At 50.3% G+C, this 20,315-nt stretch carries 17 protein-coding genes; 7 read left to right on the forward strand and 10 right to left on the reverse strand.

The annotated features are described in order from the left end of the window. Positions 1 to 37: 37 nt before the first annotated feature. Complete coding sequence (locus tag SPL68_RS06160; protein WP_323814199.1) at positions 38 to 214, reverse strand: YezD family protein; 177 nt, start codon at positions 212 to 214, stop codon at positions 38 to 40. A 311-nt stretch (positions 215 to 525) separates the two neighbouring features. On the opposite strand from SPL68_RS06160, the gene SPL68_RS06165 reads away from it, so the two are divergent. Next, positions 526 to 2,688 (forward strand): protein-disulfide reductase DsbD family protein, encoded by a 2,163-nt coding sequence (locus SPL68_RS06165; RefSeq protein WP_323814200.1) that lies wholly within the window; start codon positions 526 to 528, stop codon positions 2,686 to 2,688. 99 nt (positions 2,689 to 2,787) lie between these two features. After that, positions 2,788 to 3,402, forward strand: coding sequence for a redoxin family protein (locus tag SPL68_RS06170; RefSeq protein WP_323814201.1), 615 nt, complete (start codon positions 2,788 to 2,790; stop codon positions 3,400 to 3,402). A gap of 33 nt (positions 3,403 to 3,435) precedes the next feature. On the opposite strand, the gene SPL68_RS06175 is transcribed toward SPL68_RS06170, so the two are convergent. From SPL68_RS06175 to SPL68_RS06185, 3 genes are all read right to left on the reverse strand, one after another. Further along, positions 3,436 to 4,161: a hypothetical protein gene (locus tag SPL68_RS06175; RefSeq protein ID WP_323814202.1), complete on the reverse strand. Its 726-nt coding sequence runs from the start codon at positions 4,159 to 4,161 to the stop codon at positions 3,436 to 3,438. Positions 4,162 to 4,332: 171 nt separating this feature from the next. Next, positions 4,333 to 5,844, reverse strand: a complete 1,512-nt coding sequence (locus SPL68_RS06180) for an arylsulfatase (RefSeq protein WP_323814203.1) — start codon at positions 5,842 to 5,844, stop codon at positions 4,333 to 4,335. 211 nt (positions 5,845 to 6,055) lie between these two features. Beyond that, on the reverse strand, positions 6,056 to 6,541 hold the full coding sequence (locus SPL68_RS06185; RefSeq protein WP_323814204.1) for an arsinothricin resistance N-acetyltransferase ArsN1 family B: 486 nt from the start codon (positions 6,539 to 6,541) through the stop codon (positions 6,056 to 6,058). Between the two features lie 201 nt (positions 6,542 to 6,742). Between SPL68_RS06185 and SPL68_RS06190 the strand changes: the two genes are divergently transcribed. Both SPL68_RS06190 and SPL68_RS06195 read left to right on the forward strand, forming a co-directional pair. Next, positions 6,743 to 7,474, forward strand: a complete 732-nt coding sequence (locus tag SPL68_RS06190) for an outer membrane beta-barrel protein (protein WP_323814205.1) — start codon at positions 6,743 to 6,745, stop codon at positions 7,472 to 7,474. Between the two features lie 131 nt (positions 7,475 to 7,605). Then, positions 7,606 to 7,800, forward strand: coding sequence for a hypothetical protein (locus SPL68_RS06195; protein WP_323814206.1), 195 nt, complete (start codon positions 7,606 to 7,608; stop codon positions 7,798 to 7,800). A 120-nt stretch (positions 7,801 to 7,920) separates the two neighbouring features. Here SPL68_RS06195 and SPL68_RS06200 read toward each other — a convergent pair whose 3' ends face one another. The 6 genes from SPL68_RS06200 to SPL68_RS06225 form a co-directional block, all read right to left on the reverse strand. Then, on the reverse strand, positions 7,921 to 8,613 hold the full coding sequence (locus SPL68_RS06200; RefSeq protein WP_323814207.1) for a hypothetical protein: 693 nt from the start codon (positions 8,611 to 8,613) through the stop codon (positions 7,921 to 7,923). A gap of 110 nt (positions 8,614 to 8,723) precedes the next feature. Next, positions 8,724 to 9,338 carry a PEP-CTERM sorting domain-containing protein gene (locus SPL68_RS06205; protein WP_323814208.1) on the reverse strand — a complete coding sequence of 205 codons (615 nt, stop codon included), beginning with the start codon at positions 9,336 to 9,338 and terminating at the stop codon, positions 8,724 to 8,726. A gap of 112 nt (positions 9,339 to 9,450) precedes the next feature. Beyond that, positions 9,451 to 12,627, reverse strand: a complete 3,177-nt coding sequence (locus tag SPL68_RS06210) for a discoidin domain-containing protein (protein ID WP_323814210.1) — start codon at positions 12,625 to 12,627, stop codon at positions 9,451 to 9,453. 176 nt (positions 12,628 to 12,803) lie between these two features. Further along, entirely contained in the window at positions 12,804 to 16,040 is a 3,237-nt protein-coding gene (locus tag SPL68_RS06215) for a discoidin domain-containing protein (RefSeq protein ID WP_323814211.1), read from the reverse strand. 248 nt (positions 16,041 to 16,288) lie between these two features. Beyond that, positions 16,289 to 17,212 carry a polyphosphate kinase 2 gene (gene ppk2, locus SPL68_RS06220; RefSeq protein WP_323814212.1) on the reverse strand — a complete coding sequence of 308 codons (924 nt, stop codon included), beginning with the start codon at positions 17,210 to 17,212 and terminating at the stop codon, positions 16,289 to 16,291. Positions 17,213 to 17,224: 12 nt separating this feature from the next. Further along, positions 17,225 to 18,832 carry an inorganic phosphate transporter gene (locus SPL68_RS06225; protein WP_323814213.1) on the reverse strand — a complete coding sequence of 536 codons (1,608 nt, stop codon included), beginning with the start codon at positions 18,830 to 18,832 and terminating at the stop codon, positions 17,225 to 17,227. A gap of 343 nt (positions 18,833 to 19,175) precedes the next feature. On the opposite strand from SPL68_RS06225, the gene rpsF reads away from it, so the two are divergent. From rpsF to rplI, 3 genes are read left to right on the forward strand one after another with little or no spacing between them, the layout of a single operon-like run. Beyond that, positions 19,176 to 19,613, forward strand: coding sequence for a 30S ribosomal protein S6 (rpsF, locus tag SPL68_RS06230; RefSeq protein ID WP_323814214.1), 438 nt, complete (start codon positions 19,176 to 19,178; stop codon positions 19,611 to 19,613). 3 nt (positions 19,614 to 19,616) lie between these two features. Then, positions 19,617 to 19,844 (forward strand): 30S ribosomal protein S18, encoded by a 228-nt coding sequence (rpsR, locus tag SPL68_RS06235; protein WP_007643439.1) that lies wholly within the window; start codon positions 19,617 to 19,619, stop codon positions 19,842 to 19,844. Positions 19,845 to 19,856: 12 nt separating this feature from the next. Then, complete coding sequence (gene rplI, locus SPL68_RS06240; protein ID WP_323814215.1) at positions 19,857 to 20,303, forward strand: 50S ribosomal protein L9; 447 nt, start codon at positions 19,857 to 19,859, stop codon at positions 20,301 to 20,303. Positions 20,304 to 20,315 lie beyond the last annotated feature (12 nt).

Below are 20,315 nucleotides of genomic sequence, written 5' to 3' on the forward strand. Positions count from 1 at the left end.
GTTGGTTGTTGATTTTTGTTGAGTTACAGATAACCGGCTACTTGGTGTTAACACCTTTTTCCCAGCGTTTTTTTTCGCGGCGTTCTATTTGCACTACCTGCCCATTGTGAATTTGTATTTCCAACGAACCGTATTGAATAAACGCCAGCTGATGTTTTATTTCTTCCAGTACATCCTCTGGAATTGTCGCGTTTCGGGTGCGATGCGTATCCATAATTAATCTCGCTTCTTAATCTGATTCAGGGCAATTCCTGTGGTGTGGCGCCATCATATTCAGACGCATTTAAAACTAAAAATACTGATTTTTTATTAGCTTATAACAAGATAAGTTTTGATGACCTTGGGTGATAGTGGGAGGAGATGGCGAGGGTATTGGCGAGGGTGTTGTCGAGGAGAGCTGGCTAATGTGATGGAACGCATTGGTCATTTTTCGTTTAAGAAAAGTTAAATCAGATACAGATGAGAAGCTTTGGATTTATCTTAAGCGTTTATGAAAATAGGCATCTGTAAGGAAGGAAAGAGCTTTTGATCAAATCAATAACAACCAAAGCGCAATTCGCGAGCCTCATTTTGTTGATGCTGTTATCGGCACTGATGTCGCCTGTGTATGCGCAAACCGACCGCGCGGCAACACCGCAGGTCGCGGCCAGCCTTATCGCTTCAGTTGCGCAGGTTCAGCCGGGCGTGGCGTTTTATGTCGGCGTTCATCAAAAAATTATTCCGCACTGGCATACCTACTGGGTGAATCCCGGCGACTCGGGCAACGCCACCAGCATCGTTTGGACCTTGCCCGATGGCGCTCACGCAGGCGAGATTATCTGGCCATCGCCCAGCCGTTTTTCGATGGGACCAATCACCAATTACGCCTATGAAAATGAAGTCACACTGGTGACGCAAATTACGCCGCCTGCCAATTTACACTCTGGCGATAGCTTTAAAGTTCATGCGTTGGTGGATTGGTTGGTGTGCCAAGAAGAATGTATTCCGCAGCAGGTTGAGTTGGTGTTGGAGTTGCCAATTGCCGCGGGCGATGCGCCTGTGAATATTAATAGCAGTGGTGATGCTCAGATCACACAAGCTTTGGCTCAGGTTCCGATTGCAAGCCCTTGGGCAATTCAGGCGAGCCAAACATCAATTAACCCGGATACAGCGCAAGGCGAATTGAGTTTAGAGATCGCCTTATCTGCGGAGCAACGCGAGCGTGTAAGCGACATTTGGTTTTACCCTTATGACTGGGGGCGAATTCAACAGAGCGCACAGCAACAGCGATTAAACACCGATGACGGTATTCGTTTACGTATTCCAACCGGAGAGGCGCCGCTCAATATTGGTGAGCTGCTTACCGGTGTGCTGGTGATTCGCGAACGCGCGAGTGATGACAATAATTCATCGATTAATCGCGGATTTGAAGTGATGATTCCTCTCCAGTCAGCTGCGGTGACAAGTGAATCATCAATTGGATTTTGGGCGGCAATATTGTTGGCTTTAGTGGGCGGTGTGATTTTGAATTTGATGCCCTGCGTGTTTCCGGTGTTGTCGATTAAAGCCTTGTCGCTAGTGAGCCACGCCAATCAAAGTGCAGCACAAATTCGCGCGCATGGTGTGATGTATACGTTCGGCGTTTTGGTGAGTTTTGCATTGCTTGCTGTGTTATTGATTTTGCTAAAGGCGGGCGGGGCGCAGATAGGTTGGGGCTTTCAATTTCAATCGCCGCTGTTTGTGTTGCTAGTCGCCTACCTGATGTTTGCCGTGGGGTTAAGTTTGTCCGGCGTATTTTTTATTGGCGGTTCGGTGGCGGGTGTTGGCTCATCGCTTACTGAAAAGCCGGGTTACGGCGGCAGCTTTTTTACCGGCGTTTTGGCAACCATAGTCGCTACGCCATGCACCGCGCCTTTTATGGCGGCGGCATTGGGCTATGCCTTGGCGCAACCCGCAGTGAAATTACTCGCGATATTTTTAAGCCTCGGTTTGGGTTTGGCGTTGCCCTATTTATTGCTTACCTGCTGGCCGCGTTTGCAGCGCTGGCTGCCCAAACCCGGTGCCTGGATGGAGCTTGCCAAACAAGTGTTGGCTTTTCCGATGTATGCAGCCGCGATTTGGTTGGTTTGGGTGTTAGTGCAACAGGCGGGCGTAAATGCGGTAGTGATCGCATTGGGCGGCATGTTGTTAATCGCAATTGCCGCCTGGCTCTATAGCGCTACTGCAATGGCGAATGGGCGCGCGCGTTTAGTCGGCAATGGTGTTGCGTTGATATTAATTTTGGCTGCGCTCTACATGGGTTATGCGGGCGTTAATCAACCTGCGAGTGGACAGCTTAAAAAAGCAGAAAATATCGCCGACAAAAATTGGGAAGCCTTTAGCGATGAACGACTCGCGCAATTATTAGCAGAAGGCAAACCCGTGTTTTTAAATTTTACCGCCTCATGGTGCATTAGCTGTTTGGTCAACGAGCGAGTGGCACTAAGTGATGAGTCGGTAAAGGACGCGTTTAAAAAAGAAGGTATCGTGTATTTAAAAGGTGATTGGACCAATCGCGATCAAACCATCACCCAGTTTTTGCAAAAATTTAATCGCAGCGGTGTTCCCTTATATGTCTTTTATCCCGCTGGAAAGCCTGAGCAACCGGTGGAGCTGTCGCAAATTCTGACACCAAACATGGTGATCTCTGCGGTAACCCAAGCACAGTAATTTTTAGATTAACGAAAGGAGCGCCTATGATAAAAACCTTAATTTTTTGCGGTAATTTTTTGTCGTTTGATTATTAACTTATAGATAGGAGTCTGAATTATGTCATTGTTAAAAATAGCAGCAGCAACCATTGTCTTGGCAATTGCCTCATCACCGGTTATTGCCGATCCGATTATCGACAAACCTGCGCCGGTTTTTGTCGGTAAAACCGCCGATGGTTCACTTATCAATCTTGAAGATTTGAAAGGGAAAACAGTTGTGTTGGAATGGACTAACCACGAGTGTCCCTATGTAGTAAAACACTACGATAAAAGCAGCAATATTCCCAGCTTACAAAAAGCGGCTACGGCGGATGATGTGGTTTGGCTGCAAGTGATTTCATCTGCACCCGGCAAGCAGGGCAATGTGGATGGTGCAACTGCGATTAGTTTGAATGAAAAACGCGGCGCTGCTCCGAGCAATACTATTCTCGATGCCGATGGAGTAATCGGAAAAATGTATAACGCTAAAACCACGCCGCATATGTTTGTGATTAACTCGGAAGGCACCTTGGTTTACAAAGGCGGTATAGATAGCATTAAAACCACCAATGAAGCCGATATCCCCAAGGCGACGCCCTATGTAAAAGAAGCGCTGGAGGCTATGGCTGAGGGTAAAAAAATCCCCAACCAAAGCACCGCTCCTTACGGTTGCTCAATTAAATACGCGAGCTAACCTTGTTCGCATCTCACTGTTGTGTTTCCTGAATTACGCAGCAGTGAGATGGTCTTTTGGCGCAGTCGATAATATCCGCAGACATTGCGCCAGTTGCCCAGCTGATGGATGTAGTTTTAATCGCTCACTAATATCCGGGTTGTCGATAAAAAGCGCATCGGGAATGAGTTTTAAATCAAGCAACAGCGCAATATCCACATCCGTTTTTAAATGAAGGCCAATCTTATAGCCGCGCAAACGATAGCTGCTTAACGCCTGATAAAAGTGTGCAAGACTTGCTTGGTCAAGCAGGCGTGTATGAAGCAACACTCTCGCCGGTCCCAATCCACAATCGCTCAATATCTTCTCAAACGTTTTGCCGTGGTCGCTGGTCACACTGGTGATGTGCCTTGGCTGCACTGGCAATAAAAGCAAATCCTTTCGCTCATCGTGCTGCTGCAAGTAATTGAGTGAATGCAGTGTCCGCATCAAACGATCCAAATGGATAATCTGATCTGTGCTATCCAGTGAATTAAAAATATCGTCAATGTTGAGTGAATTACCGGTAGATGATCTAACCAATAGTTCACTGTCATAACCCAGCAGTTGACCGTCAGGGTGGCTTGCTACAGGGTGAAATTGGCTGCCCAGAATCAGGTTGCCAAAACGCCCCCAGTAAGTTTTGTCTGCTTTAAAGAATCCGGTTTTGGGGAGCGACAAAGTGCGCGCCTGCGTTTGCAGCTGGTCATTAAAATAATTCATTAACTCGGTAAGAGGCATTGCGCAACCTTGCTCAAGGTGAATAACTAGGGTGAATGCGCGCATCTTAGTTAGAAGACATTTTTTTAGAAAAGAATTAATTCTTCTCAGCTTATAACGGCGGGAATAAAAAAATCGAGCGAGCCATTTTCACAGCTCGCTCGATTTTTTGGGGTCAGTAAAGCCTAAGCGTTACTTGTTAGCGTGTGCACCTTGCTCAATTAACGCCGCAACATCACTAACAGTGAATGAGCCGGGTTTTTGGCGAGGTGGGAATTCCTCGAATGATTTCAGCATATTGCCTACGTAGCCTTGTGCTCCACCTAACAGGAAGATGCGATCATAGAACCACGGCAGGTAGCCCATACCGGTATCACCACGCTCCAGCGGATCAATTTCCAGATCAAATAGCAATGGAGTGCGCAATTTGACGAATGGATATTGCCAAACTTTCATTCCGTTATTCTCTTGAATAACAAAGTGTGCTTTCCAGCGGTCATAACGCATTGCTAACAAATCGCCGTCATCACTCCAGTAGAAGAACTCTTTGCGTTTGCTTTCGCTTTTGCCAGTCAGGTAATCAAGTTGGTTGTAACCGTCCAGATGTACTTTGAAAGTGCGTTTGCTGGTTTTGTAGCCTTTCAGCAAATCCTCTTTGATATTGGTATCACCTGCAGCAGCAACCAGTGTTGGGAACCAGTCATTACTGCCGAAAATGTCAGTAAGAATTGTGCCCGGTTTGATTTTGCCCGGCCAGCGAACCATTGCGGGTACACGGAAACCGCCTTCCCAGCCGGTGTTTTTCTCGCCGCGGAACGGAGTCATACCTGAGTCTGGCCAAGTGGCGATCATTGGGCCGTTATCGGTGGTGTAAACAACAATGGTGTTGTCTTCAATACCCAAGTCTTTGATCTTCTTCAGTACATCACCGACGATGGCATCGTGCTCAACCATACCATCTGCATAGAAACCCAAACCGGTTTTACCGACGCTGGCATCTTTCAGGTGAGTTTTGTTGTGCATGCGGGTGGTGTTATACCAAGCAAAGAAAGGTTTTTTTGCTTTTACCTGGCGCTCCATAAAGTCATTAGTGGCGGCCAAGGTTTCTTCATCCACAGTGCCCATACGTTTTATGGTTAATGGACCAGTGTCTTCAATCTTGCCATCAGCAGTGCTTTTAATGACGCCGCGTGGGCCATATTTCTTTTTGAATGCAGGATCTTTCGGGTAGTCAGGGTTTTCCGGCTCTTCTTCGGCGTTCAGGTGGTAAAGGTTACCCATGAACTCATCGAAACCGTGCGCAGTTGGCAGGAATTCATCGCGGTCACCGAGGTGATTTTTACCAAACTGACCGGTTGCATAACCCATGTTTTTGAGGATCTCCGCAATAGTTGCATCCTCTTTTTGAAGACCTTGCGGCGCACCTGGCATACCTACTTTACTCATACCGGTACGGAATGGCATTTGCCCGGTGATGAATGAAGAGCGGCCAGCGGTACAGCTTTGCTCGGCGTAATACGAAGTGAATTTGGCACCGGCATTGGCAATGCTGTCAATGTTGGGAGTTTTATATCCCATCATGCCTTGGTTGTAGGTACTTAGGTTCCAGTAACCAACATCGTCACCAAAAATCACGACTATGTTGGGCTTGTCTTGTGCGTTTACAGATACGGCGCCAAAGGTCAGCGTAAGTACACTGGCCATTATTGCCTTTTTGAAAAAAGAACATTTCAACATGGTAAAGACTCCATCCATTTTTAATAGGCCGTTTCAGTATAGAAAGGATTTGTGAATACCAAGTTTTTATAGCGAAAAAAATTTAAAAAAAATGGAACTGATTTTTTTGTGACGCTTAAATTACTTATTTGGCGCATTTATCATTTTTTTGTGGTGTGAACGTTTATATGAAGGTTGATCACAGTCGTTTCTGCCAATATCCAATATCAATCCAGCGATTAAACTTAAAACCCACTTCGGGAAAATGTGCCGCTTTGTTAAATCCGAATCGCTCATGGATTTTTTCGCTCCCGGCATTGGGAGTGGCGATGCAAGCTAAGAGTATGTGCATACCCCGCTGCTTTAACTGTGCAATTAACTCCGTATAGAGCGCGCTACCAATTCCGCCTTTTGTTTTCTCGTGATGAAGATACACAGTCACTTCGGCAGTATGTTTGTAAGCACTGCGATCCTTCCATTTGCTCGCGTAGGCGTAACCCACAATCTCACCTTCAACCTCACAAACCAGCCAAGGGTAGGTTTGCATGATGGTCTCAATCCGCTCCTGCATCTGCGCAACCGTCACCGGATTTTCCTCAAAGGTGATGACGGTATGCTCAATGTAGTAGTTATAAATAGCGCAAATGGCGGGGATATCTTGTGGGGTGCAGCTGCGGATGATCATGTTGGATATTGCCTGTTATGGGGGAGATACGGGTTGTTGTATTTTACTGTGGTGGTAGAGCTGACCCCAGAAATTTAAGCTTAAACAGAGCCAGGAAAGATTGCTTGTGTATATCGGAATGGTAGAATTCGGCGCCGCAAAAATATAGCGGATTTAGCATTATGGGTTATTGGATATTTAATTAAAAAATAGGAAGCCTTTATGAAGAGGTTGGTATCGCTTGGGGTTGTTGGGGCGTTGATGTCGTGTGCTGTAGCTGCACAAGAGCAGGCAACGGGTTTTTATGTTGGTGCTGGTTACGGCGTTGTTTCCGTTCCCAAGGTTGATGGAATTAAATTTTCAGACCCTAACAATGGGTTTATTCAACTCGGGTATCAGTTCACTAAAAACTTTTCTATCGAGGGGCAGTATTCAAAATCTACCAAGGATGCGTCCGCTCGCTATACAGAAGAAGGAGTAGATTTTTCTGAGGCGTGGTGGCAATCCATTGTGGAAATGAATCCAGGGGCAACCATAAGTGACGCTCAATCATGGTTTCCTTTTGCTGTTGCTGATATGACAATGAAGTTTGATGTAAACGTTGAAACTACTGCGATATACGGCGTTTATCGTTCAGGCGGTGATTTGTATGTTAAGGCGAAAGCGGGATACCTGTCTGAAAAGTCGACTCTTACTGCAGTTGCTGAATCAATCGATATGTATATAGCCGTTGCTAATGGCGACCCGATAGAGTTCAGTGCAAATAGTAGTGATGAAGAATTTGATGATCTTGCTGCTGAAACCAAGCAAAAAGCTTCAGAGACGAGTTCTGATTTTTCTGCCGGTTTAGGTGTGGGCTACAAGTTCACTTCACATGTGTTTTCCGAGTTGGAATATACAATGCTGAATGATGATCTGGATTTCTACTCGCTTAGTATTAACTGGGCATTCTAATTATTCGCCTGCAATCCAATTCAGAAAAGTTGGGTTGCAGGCGAAAACTGATAGGGATTCAAAACTGTTGAATCCAAACTTCACGTTTTCAGTGTCTAACCCCAATAACAGTTACGCGTGAGGGTGAGAGCATGTTGACTTTTCTTTTGTGGTTGTTGCTTTGGGTTATCTGCTGGCCACTGGCATTGCTTGCACTGGTGTTGTGGCCAATTGTGTGGCTAATCTCTCTACCTTTCCGTTTGATCGGAATCACCTTTGAAGCGATCTTCGCGTTTTTAAAAGCGGTGTTATTTTTGCCTTCGCGGATTTTTGGTTACAAACCCTAAACTTTCCTTGCAGTGGGTTTGTCATGCTGGGCATCGCTGCGCTCAGCACCAACCTTCTAGCTTTTGTGTGGGGCGATCTGTACGTCCAGTTTCAATGGGAATTCCCTTGGTCGATCATTTTTATTTCTGCTGAATTTTTTGCACAACTGATTTGAAATCGCTGCGGTATTGGCAGCCGTAGGGTTCTGGGTATTTTTGAGTTGGGGTAATTGTTTTTTCAGCCTCTGATATGCGGTAAACATAACTGTTGAGCCATTTGCGCAATATCAGTTCCTTGCCATTGGTCTTCCAGTTTAATTCGGAAAGTTCTACACCGTCATTCAATCCGCTTATGTAGGTTTTTCTATTCTCTGCAAACTCCAAAATGTAAGATTTTTTGCAGTCGGTAGATGCCAACTCCCAATCTGTAACGCTGCTCTCTTGCAGTAGCGTGTTTAAATTATTAGTTTCTTGTGTTTGGTTTGTAATTATATAAAGGCCAATATTCCCCTTGGTGTAACTGTGCGCGCTGATTCCTTCTCCCAAGCTGAATAACCGTTGCTCTGGTAGCGGTAAGTTTAGCGAGCTTAATGCGTCTTCAATTTTTTGAACGCGTTGATTTGATTGTGAATCAGGCGTGTAAACAAGATAGCTTCCTTGTTTTAGTTGAGGAAGCTCGTAGTTGTGTAACTCCACGTTGAAACCTTCTTGCATGAGAGATTCGCGCAGTTCTTGTTGTTTGTGTTGATCAACACCGGCGGTATGAACATGAATGCGGGTCGTGCTGCAAGCCGCAATGCTAATAAAGAGAATGGTGATGAGCGGAATCCGCATAAATAAACGTCCCTAGTTTGGTGTTAGTGGTGGCATTTTAAGCCCAAAAACAAAAACGCCGCTACCAATTGCTTGGTGGCGGCAAAGCGGGTCGCTATGGAGGAAAAAGATCAGGCTTTTTGTGTTTTTCGGCTGAGCAAAAGTCCGGTCATGCCGAGTAAGAGTAGGGCGAGTGATGATGATTCGGGGACGCTGGTTTCGTTGTAGGTGAAATTATCGAGTACAAAAAAATCATTGCCGGATGGACTGCCCCATGCGCGCAGGCTGAGTGAGTTGATGCCGAGGAAATTAAAATCGAACCACTGTGCTTGTTGGGTGTTGACTGTAATAGTTTGGGTAAAGAGAACTAAGCTATTTAACAAACCGGTAACTTCGATATTTAAACCATCGTACAAACCGGCGGTTAAATAGGCACCGTTAAAATCAAACTGCTCGCCGTCGCTGGTGTTGATCATGCTGGTGGTGGAAAAAATATTAAAAGCAGCGTAATCACCAGACACTACACCGTTGGCATAGCCGCTATCGGGAATTGTGTTTTTGTTGATGTAAGAAACATTGGTGAAAAACGAATCGCCCCAGATAAAACCGTTGTAGTTTTCAGGGATTGCATCTACATCAGTTGCAGGTAGGTCATCAAAAGTAATTACCGCAGCTTGAGTGTTGGCGGCGGTAATTAATCCGAGTGATAAGAATAATGACAGTAAAAGTGAGTGAGCTTTTTTCATTGTCGTGTCCATTAGTTGATTTTGATAAAGCCGTTTTATTTTAAAAACTGCCCGCAAACCTGCGGGCAGTTTTGTATTGATTTTGCTAAATACTGAAGGCGCGATAATTAACTCAATAACCGAGCACGCGCAATTCCCAGAGTGAATAACCCCACTGGTTTCCGGCACTGCGCGCAGTGGCATAGATGCGCACATAGCGATAGCTGCCGCTCACTGCGTGAGTGTCGGTACGCTCGCCAAAGGTGCCGCCGGTGACGGTTTTTAAGGTTGTCCAGCTGGCGCCGTTGGTGCTGCCTTGAATTAAGTAATCCGCTGGATTTGCTGCTTCCCAATCGATAGCGACTTGAGTGAGATTTTTGCTGGAACCCAAATCCACCAGTATCCAACTCGGGCTTACACCATGAGTGGATTCCCAGCGCGTGCCGCCATTGCCATCCACTGCGTTAGCGGCGGGTTGGAAATTGCTGCTGGCAGCGACGGGGCGACCTTGGGATAACAACACCGGCGCTGGCGCACTTGAACTCGACGCGCTTGATGAAGATGGCGTGCTTGATGCTGTGTTTGAGCTGGATGACGACTGCTGCCCACCGGAACCAGTGAAGGACACGGCAAGCGTGTGGCTCGCTGAAATCGCATTAAAGGTGTAGCTGTTTAATGCACCCAGTGAAACGCCATCCACAATTACATTCGCCACTTGCTGACCTGCGGGCGGAGTAAATGTGTAGGTTGCCGACTCGTTATTGTTTTTGCTGTAGCGAACTGTATTGGCGGGGGTGATGCTGCCTACGCCATCCAAATTGATGGGATAAATACGATGCGGTTTTAAATCCACGGCCATCAATTGCACATCGGCGACTTCAACCACTTCGCCCGCTGGCGGGCGGAACCAGAAACGGAAGTTGCGCTCGTTCGCTGGTGGATAAGCGCTGAAACTGTTGAAGGTTTCGTAAGTGCCATCGGTATTGCTGTTGGTCCAGTTGATCATGGTGGTGTTGGCGGTGCCGTACTCAGCTTTGAATTGCGCAAGGCTGCGCGGTGATGATTTATCGCCTGCGACCAGAATTTCTTTTACTTCAAAATCCGGGTCGATATTCACGCTCACCCACAGGTCTTGGTTATCGGCCACACCGGGTTTACCGCTGGCTTTGTTGCCGGTTGAGCCATCCACAGCGCGCTGCGCCACGCCCCACCATTCGCTTTCCCAGCCAGAGCTTGCACCGGTGAAGTTGGTAGCGCTGATCGCAGGAACCAGCGGATCGCCAGAGCCAATGTAGGCAACTTCGCGAATCACTACGTCATCTATATAAGTCGTCGCGTTGCCCATAGCGCCAAACAGGAACGCGAGGCGACCGGCGTTATCGCCAGCGGTGAAGTCGATGTTGAAACTGTAGTTCGCCATGCTGGTGCCCAAGGCGATGGTTTGCAGCAAATAGGTACCGCCCGCCGATGGGTTCAGTTGGTTTTCCGACAAGCGCAGCTGGATATTGCGTGGCGATTCTGCGCGTGCGCGGAAGCTTACTTGATAGCGATAGTTGCGCTTCAAGCCAAAGCCTTCGGTGTGTAATTGATAGGAGCCTGATCCCGTACCTTGCGCCGCCGCAGTCACACGCGCTTCACCATTTACCACTGAATAAGCCGCACCCGAGCCGTCGTAGTTTTCGCCCGTCCAGCCGCTCAAACCACTGGCGAAGTTACCGTTGTTCAGTACGTTAACGCTGCGATCCAATTGCGCAGTGCCTGCCGGTTTTGGATAGACGTTGGCGACATCTTCAAAGGCTTTGAATTCCAGCAGCCAGATGGGCTCGGCTTTATCGATACGGCCTTTGGTGACGAGTTTGATGTAGCGATAAGTCTTGTTTACATCAAAGGTATGCGTCGCCCAACCCACAGCATCCTGATTGGAGGTCAGCACATATTCCCAGTTGCCGGATGCGGTTTTGCCGTAAATCTCGTAAGACTTGGGCAGATTCCACGCCCATTCAATCCAGAAGTATTTGATCGGCTTGTCCACACCGTAATCGATAGTGACCGAGTGCATGTTGTCGTCGCGCGGGGTGGCCCACTTGGAACCGACGTAGCCATCGGCTGCGTTTTTGGCGCTGTTGTCGCGGTAGGCGTTATCACCTTCTTGCAAGTAAGCGTCTGCCGTTACCGATACCGGTGCCATCCAACCTTTGAGTGAATAAAAACCTTTGGTGTTGTTGGTCGGGCGGAAGAAGCTGTATTTGCTCTCGTCGATGTACTTGTGCCAGCTGTCGGTCGCTGGCAGCGGCCAGTGAGCGACGTAGTCCACGAGGAAATCAGTACCGGCGCGGCCGATATTGGTGTTCATAGCGGCGGTATCTATGTACTCGTATTCAGTCACGCCATTGGTAGTGCGGGTGTAGCCGGTTTTGTTGGCGACGTTCGCATTGGTGCTGAACTGGTTGTAGTTACCTACGTCCGGCCACTCCACGTGGGTGATGGCGTGGTTGAGGATCATGCGCATCGGCGATACGTACGGCCAAGGTTGATCGCCGCGCTCGGCTTTAGTCCAAGTGTAGGTTTTTACGCCGTTGACGTAGTACTCAACGTATTCAGGCGTTTTGATCACACCGTAGGTGATGTACTGATCGCTCGGGTTAATGCCCAGTTGCGCGTAAGTAGTACCAAACGGATTGCCGCCATAAGCCGCATAGGGTGCTGACCAGTGAGTCTGCGGTGCTTTACTCGCGTTGGCGCCAGTGAACTCGATAATGTCCAGCTCTTGGCAGGCGGTCCAACCCACATCCGGGAAGTTACCCAGCAGCCACCATGCGGGGAACTCACCATTGCGCGCCGGTGGCATTTTGATGCGTGCTTCGAACTTGCCGTACACAAAAGTAGAGTCATCGGCGATTTGTGATTCGATCCGCCCCGCGCGAATAAACAGCGGCTTGCCCTGATTGGCGACACCGCCGTAGTAGTCTTGAATCTGGCCATCCATATAGCGCGCTTTCAGGTTCAGCACCTTGCCATCGCTTGCGCCCGCATCCGGTTGGCCTACGCGGAAAGTCCAATCCGCGGCGGGATATTCAACGTCTTGATAGTCGATATCTTCGCCGTTCACAAAGATGTTTTTTTCCACCAACCACTTATTGCGGTCGATGCTTACGCCATCGAACTGATCGACAAAGCTGGTGTTGGCGTTGGGGCTTGCCCACCAGGGATCGTTGTAGGCGGTTTGGGCTTGAGCCGCGCCGGCACAAAGGCCAAGCAGTGTTGCGGCTAATGGTTTTCTTTTCAAAAAAGAGAGATGTAGTAAGGACATAGTTCCTCCAAGGGAATTATTTTTTATTCGGTGGAGTTGATTACCCGGTTAAAAAACCCGGCATGGCATTGCTGCAATGCCGGGTGACAAGTTCCGCGCTCATCGGGTCTGGGAGCGCGGTTGAGGGAGCTTTTTGCCCTCCTCCCTCTGGGAGGAGGTTGGGTGGAGGGTATGAATCACCAGCCCAGCACGCGCGCTTCCCAGATCGAATAACCCCACTGGTTTGTGGCACTGCGGGCGGTGGCGTAGATACGCACATAGCGGTAGTTGCCCGCGATGTTGAGCGTATCGGTGCGTTCGCCAAAGGTGCCGCCGGAGCGGGTCGCGAGGGTGGTCCAGCTGTTGTTGTCGGCGAAGTTGGTTGAGTTGGAACCCTGCACCGCATAGGTCGCTGCGTTAGCTGCTTCCCAATCGATGGCGATGCTGCTCAGGGTTTTGCTGCTGCCTAAGTCCAGAACTATCCAGCTTGGGTCAAGCGCGTGCGCCGATTCCCAACGAGTGCCGCTGTTGTTATCAATCGCATTGGCGGCTGGGGTTAAGGCGGTGCTGGCGGTAGCGGCAACTATGTTCAGCGGTGCAGCAGGTGCAACACTGGACGATGAGCTGCTAGCGACTGAACTGCTAGCAGCCGTGCCTTGGGCGTAGACTTTCAGTTCCCAGATCGAATAGCCCCACTGGTTGCCAGTGCTGCGCGCGGTGGCGTAAATGCGCACATAGCGATAGTTGCCACTTACCGCGTTGGTGTCAGTGCGGGTGCCAAAGGTGCCACCGGTGATGGTTTTTAATGTCGTCCAGCTTGCGCCGTTAGTAGAACCCTGGATTTGATAGTCGGCAGCGTTAGCGGCTTCCCAATCAATCACGACTTGGCTCAGGGATTTAAGGCTGCCCAAGTCCACCATGATCCAGCTGGGGTCTATGGCGTGGTTGGACTCCCAGCGAGTGCCGCCATCGCCATCAACTGCATTGGTTGCAGGTGTTAATGCAGTGCTGGCCATAACCGGACGCCCCTGGGAAACCAATACCGGCGGACAGTTGCTGCACGCGGCGGTGCTTGAGCTGCTACTTGAAACCGCTGAGCTTGAGCTGCTTGAGGCGACCGAGCTGGATGGCACACTGCTGCTGGAGCTACTGGACGGTGCTATCACGCTGCTGGATGAACTGCTCGACGAGTTGCCCGAACCTGCCGGTGCATCCTTGTTGTACTCCATCACGCGGAAGTTATCGAAGTAGAAAGTGCCAGTGCTCGCAACGCCGGGGGTGATAAGGAAGATAAGCTGATCGATACCGGTAAAGGGTGCCGATGCCTTGTTGTTCGCCCAATCGCCCAGTGCCGCGCGGAAGTTAAAGTTGAATTCCAGTGTCTCCCATTGGCCGGTTTTGGTGGTCTCGGTTTGGTAGAAACTGTGGCGACCGACTTGCCAATCCGCAGGTGTCACCGCTGCAACTTGCAGCTCGTTTTCCAGATTCAGGGAGATTATGGTGCCCACTGGCGCGGTGGTGTACACATCCACTGCCACGCGCACCATGCCGTGCTGGGCATCCATCGCATCGGGAATGCCGGTAATGCCATTGAATGCGAGGGTGTCATAAGTCGCGCCAGCATCACGCACATAACGCAGCACGTTGGCGGAGTTATTGACGGCGTTAGGCGCAGGGTTGGCGACAGTCGCGCGTACCCCGCTGGTGTAAGGCGCGGCTTTGATTGCACCGTTACTTACGCCATCAAAGTTGGCGATGGTTTGCTTGACGCTGTAACCATTGTCCGGCCAGACAATACGGATATTGTCGATATAGAAATCTGCAGCGCGATAGTGGCCTGCTTCAACCATCAACACGAGGTTGTCTGCTTGGCTGGCAGCGATATTGGAATCCGGTGTGCCGGTATAACCCAGCTCAACGGTATGCCATTCACCGGCTTTACCGATGGTGCCGTTAAAGCGCGCCAAGCGACCGGTATTGCCATCCCAACTGGGGGTGACGCTGACCACGGCGTTGTTTTCCAAGCCGCCGCCGATCTCTTTACCGAGCAGATTGGTGGCTGATGCTGGGTAGTAAACATCGGCAAAAATCTTGGCGCGACCGGAGCGCAGTTCGCCCGCGTTCAGCTTGCCAAAGCCGCTGAGTTTGAGGTTATCCCACTGTTGGCTGGCATCGCGCACATAGTGCAGCACCTTGCTTGAAGTGTTGACCGCGCCGGGGGCTGGGTTATTAACAATCGCACCCGCACCCATAGCTACGCCATTTTGCAAGTGAGTAAGTCCTAACCCGCTTTCATAACTTGCCAGCGTTTGCGTGCGACCTTGTTCGATAGTGACGGGCTTGCTCACGGTTTTGAGGCTGCAACCGCTGTTGAAGGTCACGTTGAAGTTGCCAGAGCGGGCAGAGTTGCCAATGGAAGCGACTATCTCACGGGTGCCTTGGCCAGAAACGATGGTGACGCCAGCGGGAACTGACCAGTTGTAGCTGGCAGATGCTGGACCATCGACACGGTATTTTTTGTAGGCATCGCCACGGTAGATGTAGGTATCGCCTTCAATCGACCAGCTGGCATCGTTCTTATATACAGCTACATAGTCCACCTGCATCAACTGCTCAGCGGCTTCGGTGCCGTTGGGGTTTCCGGCCAGTGAACCGCCCATCGCCAAGTTCAAAATCACATGGAAGGGACGGTTGTAGAAGGAATTCCAGTTGGAGCGGACGGGGTTTACACCGTCGAGTTTGCTGCGCGAGCTGGTGATTTTGGGTACGCCGTCAATCGACCAGACCATATTGTCTTCGTACCATTCCACCGCGTAGGTGTGGAAATCGGTCTTGGTGCGACCGGCTTCGGGGGCGATCAGGTTGTCCGGGTTCGGCCAGCCGGTATTGCCGTTGTAGGGCCAGTAGGCGCCGTAGTGCAGGGTGCCGAGAATATCTTCGCTGGTATTTACGGTTTCAAGGATGTCGATCTCACCGCCCTGCGGCCAGCCGTGTGAATCGCGCTGTTGCTCGCTGGTGAGCATCCAGAATGCAGGCCAGGTGCCTGAGTCGCTCGGCGCTTTAATGCGCGCTTCGATCTTGCCGTAAGTCCAATCCTGTGCGTTTTTGGTACGCAGGCGGGCGGATGTCCAGCTTTTGCCTTCGTAGTTCTCGCGAATCGCCTTGATGTTCAGCAAGCCGCCGCTGACCCACATATTTTGCGGGCGATCCGTGTAGTACTGGAGTTCGCCATTGCCGCCGCCGTCGCCGTTCACTTCTTGCGACCAGTTGTTGCGATCAAGGGTGGTGCCGTTGAAATCGTCTCTCCAGACCTGATTCCAACCGCAGGTTTGCCCGTAGGCCGCTTGTCCGATAAGCAAGAGTGATAAGGGAAGTGCTGCGATGGAGCACTGCTTGGTTGAAAGCAGTTCTCTCGCCTTGGCGAGCTTTTTCATGATTGCCTCTTGTGTCTTTATTGTTAGCGTTTGTCGTTTTTATCTTGTGGTGCTGGTCATGCAGTCTCTCGGCTGCATGGGCGGCACTATTTCATTCGAACAGAGGCGGGTTCATCCTGATTTTTGCGATTTGTAGAAAACTGAGAAGCCCCACTTAGTGAAATCGCAAAGTGGGAAGCGATAAAAAGCCCGTGCTGATGATCAGGGCGGGCTTTGGCGACAGATGAATCTGCGGTTTGAAACAGGTATTAATAAATAGAAGGCACAAACATCGCTTCGGGAATGGGGGCGCGGTAGTAATCCGGGTTGTACACCCGCGCTGGCAGCTCCACTTTCGGGTGTTCCACTTCGCCGTAGGGCACCTGCGATAACAAGTGGTTGATGCAATTCAAGCGTGCGCGTTTTTTATCGTCCGCGCCTACTACCCACCAAGGCGCTTCAGGGATGTGGGTGCGTTCCAGCATCACTTCTTTGGCCTTGGTGTACTGCTCCCAGCGGCGACGGGATTCCATATCCATGGGCGATAACTTCCACTGTTTCAGCGGGTCATGCACGCGCGCTAAAAAGCGTTTGTGCTGCTCGCTGTCGGTGATCGAAAACCAGTATTTGATAAGGATGATGCCGGAGCGTATCAGCATGCGTTCAAATTCAGGTACGGTGCGGAAGAATTCGTCGTACTCATCGTTGTTGCAAAAGCCCATCACCTTTTCCACGCCAGCACGGTTGTACCAGCTGCGGTCAAACAGCACGATTTCCCCGCCCGCAGGCAGATGGGAAATGTAGCGTTGGAAATACCACTGGGTGCGCTCGCGGTCACTTGGCGCGGGCAGGGCGGCTACGCGGCAGACGCGCGGATTCAATCGTTGCGTTACACGCTTGATCACGCCGCCTTTGCCGGCGGCATCGCGGCCTTCAAACAGCACCACGACTTTGAGTTTTTTATCCACCACCCAGTCCTGCAACTTCACCAGCTCCGATTGCAAACGCAGCAGCTCGCGGAAGTACAAACGGCGGTCAAGCTCCTTGCCTGGTTCTGCCTTAGCGGTTTCAAGCAAGTCATCCAAGCGCTCGTCGTCCAGCTCCATTTCCATTTCTTCGTCGAGGTTGTCCATCATCTCCTCGTACATAAACCGCTCGTAATCAAAGGCGGGCAATTTCACATCATCATTCATGGCGGGCTCCCGTTAGAAAATGTTGCGCAAAATCAGGAAGGCGATGGCGCTCAAAATCGCCGCCGCTGGCAGGGTGATCACCCATGCAAGTGCGATAGGTTTCATCAAACCCCAGTTGGTTTGGTTGTTAACTAAACCTATGCCCAATACTGCGCCGATCAAAATGTGCGTACTGGAAACCGGCAAACCCATAATCGATGCCAGCATTACTACTGCCGCGGCTGAAAGCTCAGCGGAGAAGCCAGACGCCGGGTGCATTTGGGTGAGGTTGTGGCCGACGGTGGCGATTACTTCTTTGCCGATAAACCAGAGGCCGGCGATAAGTGCGATACCAAAGGTGATCATGGCCGCGGTGGGAATGCCGGCTTCCGAGCCGATCTGGTTGGTGCGCAATACTTCAAGAATTGCAGCAAATGGGCCAATCGCATTGGCGATGTCGTTGGCGCCGTGGCTGAAGGCAAAACCGGCGGCGGTGAATACTTGCATCCAACTGAACATCAAAAAGGTCGATTTGCTCAGGGTTTCGCGTTTGAGAGTTTTGGCGAAGATGAAAGTAGCCATCCACACGCTGGCGGCGATCATGCCCAGAATCAGGTAGTTGTGCAGGGTGGTTAACCCCAAGTCCAGATTCTTCAATCCCTTAAACAGCAGCATGGAACCAATCACCATGGCGCCTACGGCGGCGATCATCGGCACCCAGTTTTCCAATGCGCGATGGCTATCTACTTCATTGCGCTGGGCGTCTATACGCAGGACTTCCTTGTAGTAGTCGGATTCCAGCTCATGGGGGTGAAAATCGCGATCATTCATCACGTGCATGTCGCGCGTCATCGCATGGGTGTAGGCGATTTGTTGCACTTCCGACAAGCGCTCAAATGCCTCTTTGTGTTTTTGCAGATGGTCGCGTTTGTTTTGGCGAATATGCTCAAGGCGCGCATCAGCATCATCGTTGTAGCGCAGGATGTGTTTTTTGATCTGGAAAAACACCGCGTAAGACACCAATCCACCCAGCACTGGCGAGAGCACCCAGGACACGGCGATCTGCCCGATTTTGTCCCACTGCACCAGCGCCAAGGCCGAGCCGGTGCCGCTCATCAAAATGCCCAAGGTAATCGAGCTGCCCACAATGGCGCCGATAATCGAGTGAGTAGTTGAAACCGGGTAGCCCTTTTTTGTCGCAAACAGCAACCAGACAGCTGAGGCGATCAGGGCGGACATCATGATGTAGACAAAATCCATAGGTGCGACGGCCATCGCCCCTAAATCCACAATGCCGCCGCGGATGGTTTTGGTTACCTCGCCGCCCGCGATTACCGCGCCGCTCACCTCAAATACTGCCGCAATCAACAGCGCCTGCTTTACCGTGAGAGTGCCAGCGCCCACGCTGGTGCCGAAGGAGTTGGCAACATCGTTACCGCCAATGGTGAAGGCCATAAACACGCCGAAGGCGGTGGCTAATACAAATACCAAACTGTGATTGTGCTCGGTATAGCCCAAGCCCCAAAACAAAAAGTAACTGGTAGCGGCGATTAACAGAGCGCCAAAAAAAATGCTGTAGGGCGAGATACCGCCATTGCCACCGGACACCGGCAGTGTCGATGTTGACGCTGTGTGGTTCATAAAAACTCCTGTAGATCGAATTGAGTTGGCTGAGCGGCCTTGGAGGTGGTCTTGCGGTTGTTAGGTTTCCTTGGGTCAAACTAGGCGGGGCAGGTGACAAAATGATGACGGGGGGTGGCGTTTAGGTGCTGATTTTGAAGGTGAGAGGCTATTTTTGTCGGGCGCGATAAGTTGGGCAGGTAAAACCAAGCTACAGCGGGCTTTGTCCTTGCATCTCCTGTATCAAATCCGTACAATTCCGCACCCCAAACCGGCCGGGGGCATGAGATGTGCAAGCATCCAAAAACCGGCTACTCCTTGTTTCACCTCACTTGAGGGAAACTTTAACCCGTAAGGAGCTAACATGCGTCATTACGAAATCGTGTTCCTGGTTCACCCGGACCAAAGCGAACAAGTACCTGCAATGGTAGAGCGTTACACCTCTGCTATCAAAGCTGACGGTGGTTCTGTTCACCGTTTCGAAGACTGGGGCCGTCGTCAATTGGCCTACTCAATCAACAAAGTACACAAGGCTCACTACATTCTGTTGAACGTAGAGTGCTCTGACGCTGTGTTGGAAGAGTTGACTACCAACTTCCGTTACAACGATGCCATCCTGCGTAGCATGGTTCTGCGTGAAGATGCTGCTATCACTGAAGAATCATTCATCATGAAGGCCGAGAAAGAAGGCCGTGAGCGTAAAGCACGTCCAGCACGCGCTGAACGTCGTGATGATGCTGAAGACCTGTCTGACGAAGACAGCGCTGAAGCTGATGATTTCGAAGAAGAGCAGGAGGTATAACCCATGGCACGTTTTTTCCGTCGTCGTAAATTCTGCCGTTTTACCGCTGAAGGCACCAAGCGCATCGACTATAAAGATGTTGAAACGCTGAAAGCTTACATCACCGAAACTGGCAAAATCGTTCCAAGCCGTATCACTGGCACCAAAGCTAAATACCAACGTCAGTTGGCTACTGCTATCAAGCGTGCTCGTTACCTGGCTTTGATTCCATACACTGACAGCCACGAGTAAGGGGTAATAGAGATGGAAGTTATTCTGCTCGATAAAGTAGGTAAATTAGGCGCTATCGGTGACAAAGTAAGCGTTAAGTCTGGCTACGGCCGTAACTACCTGTTGCCACAAGGCAAAGCGGTTGCTGCTACTGCTAAAAACATCGCTGACTTCGAAGTTCGTCGCGCTGAATTGGAAGCTGCTGCAGCTGCCAAAATCGCTGAAGCTACTGCTCGCGCTGAGAAGCTGGCCGCACTGGAAGTGACCATCGCTGCCAAATCTGGCGACGAAGGCCGTCTGTTCGGTTCTATCGGTACTCGCGACATCGCTGAAGCAATCTCTGCTGCTGGCGTTGAAGTTGCTAAGTCAGAAGTTCGCTTGCCACAAGGTGTAATTCGCGAAGTTGGTCAATACGACATCGACGTTCAGTTGCACTCTGAAGTGATCCAAGCTGTTAAATTGGCGGTTGTTGCTGAGTAATCCCTCAGCGAT

The organism is Cellvibrio chitinivorans, from assembly GCF_035117775.1.
GTDB classification, from domain to species: Bacteria; Pseudomonadota; Gammaproteobacteria; order Pseudomonadales; family Cellvibrionaceae; genus Cellvibrio; species Cellvibrio chitinivorans.

Coding starts and splice junctions, on each gene's coding strand:
- SPL68_RS06160 (WP_323814199.1), bottom strand. CDS start 214: ATGGATACGCATCGCACCCGAAACGCGACAATTCCAGAGGATGTACTG.
- SPL68_RS06170 (WP_323814201.1), top strand. CDS start 2,788: ATGTCATTGTTAAAAATAGCAGCAGCAACCATTGTCTTGGCAATTGCC.
- SPL68_RS06175 (WP_323814202.1), bottom strand. CDS start 4,161: ATGCCTCTTACCGAGTTAATGAATTATTTTAATGACCAGCTGCAAACG.
- SPL68_RS06180 (WP_323814203.1), bottom strand. CDS start 5,844: ATGGCCAGTGTACTTACGCTGACCTTTGGCGCCGTATCTGTAAACGCA.
- SPL68_RS06185 (WP_323814204.1), bottom strand. CDS start 6,541: ATGATCATCCGCAGCTGCACCCCACAAGATATCCCCGCCATTTGCGCT.
- SPL68_RS06190 (WP_323814205.1), top strand. CDS start 6,743: ATGAAGAGGTTGGTATCGCTTGGGGTTGTTGGGGCGTTGATGTCGTGT.
- SPL68_RS06195 (WP_323814206.1), top strand. CDS start 7,606: ATGTTGACTTTTCTTTTGTGGTTGTTGCTTTGGGTTATCTGCTGGCCA.
- SPL68_RS06200 (WP_323814207.1), bottom strand. CDS start 8,613: ATGCGGATTCCGCTCATCACCATTCTCTTTATTAGCATTGCGGCTTGC.
- SPL68_RS06205 (WP_323814208.1), bottom strand. CDS start 9,338: ATGAAAAAAGCTCACTCACTTTTACTGTCATTATTCTTATCACTCGGA.
- SPL68_RS06210 (WP_323814210.1), bottom strand. CDS start 12,627: ATGTCCTTACTACATCTCTCTTTTTTGAAAAGAAAACCATTAGCCGCA.
- SPL68_RS06215 (WP_323814211.1), bottom strand. CDS start 16,040: ATGAAAAAGCTCGCCAAGGCGAGAGAACTGCTTTCAACCAAGCAGTGC.
- ppk2 (WP_323814212.1), bottom strand. CDS start 17,212: ATGAATGATGATGTGAAATTGCCCGCCTTTGATTACGAGCGGTTTATG.
- SPL68_RS06225 (WP_323814213.1), bottom strand. CDS start 18,832: ATGAACCACACAGCGTCAACATCGACACTGCCGGTGTCCGGTGGCAAT.
- rpsF (WP_323814214.1), top strand. CDS start 19,176: ATGCGTCATTACGAAATCGTGTTCCTGGTTCACCCGGACCAAAGCGAA.
- rpsR (WP_007643439.1), top strand. CDS start 19,617: ATGGCACGTTTTTTCCGTCGTCGTAAATTCTGCCGTTTTACCGCTGAA.
- rplI (WP_323814215.1), top strand. CDS start 19,857: ATGGAAGTTATTCTGCTCGATAAAGTAGGTAAATTAGGCGCTATCGGT.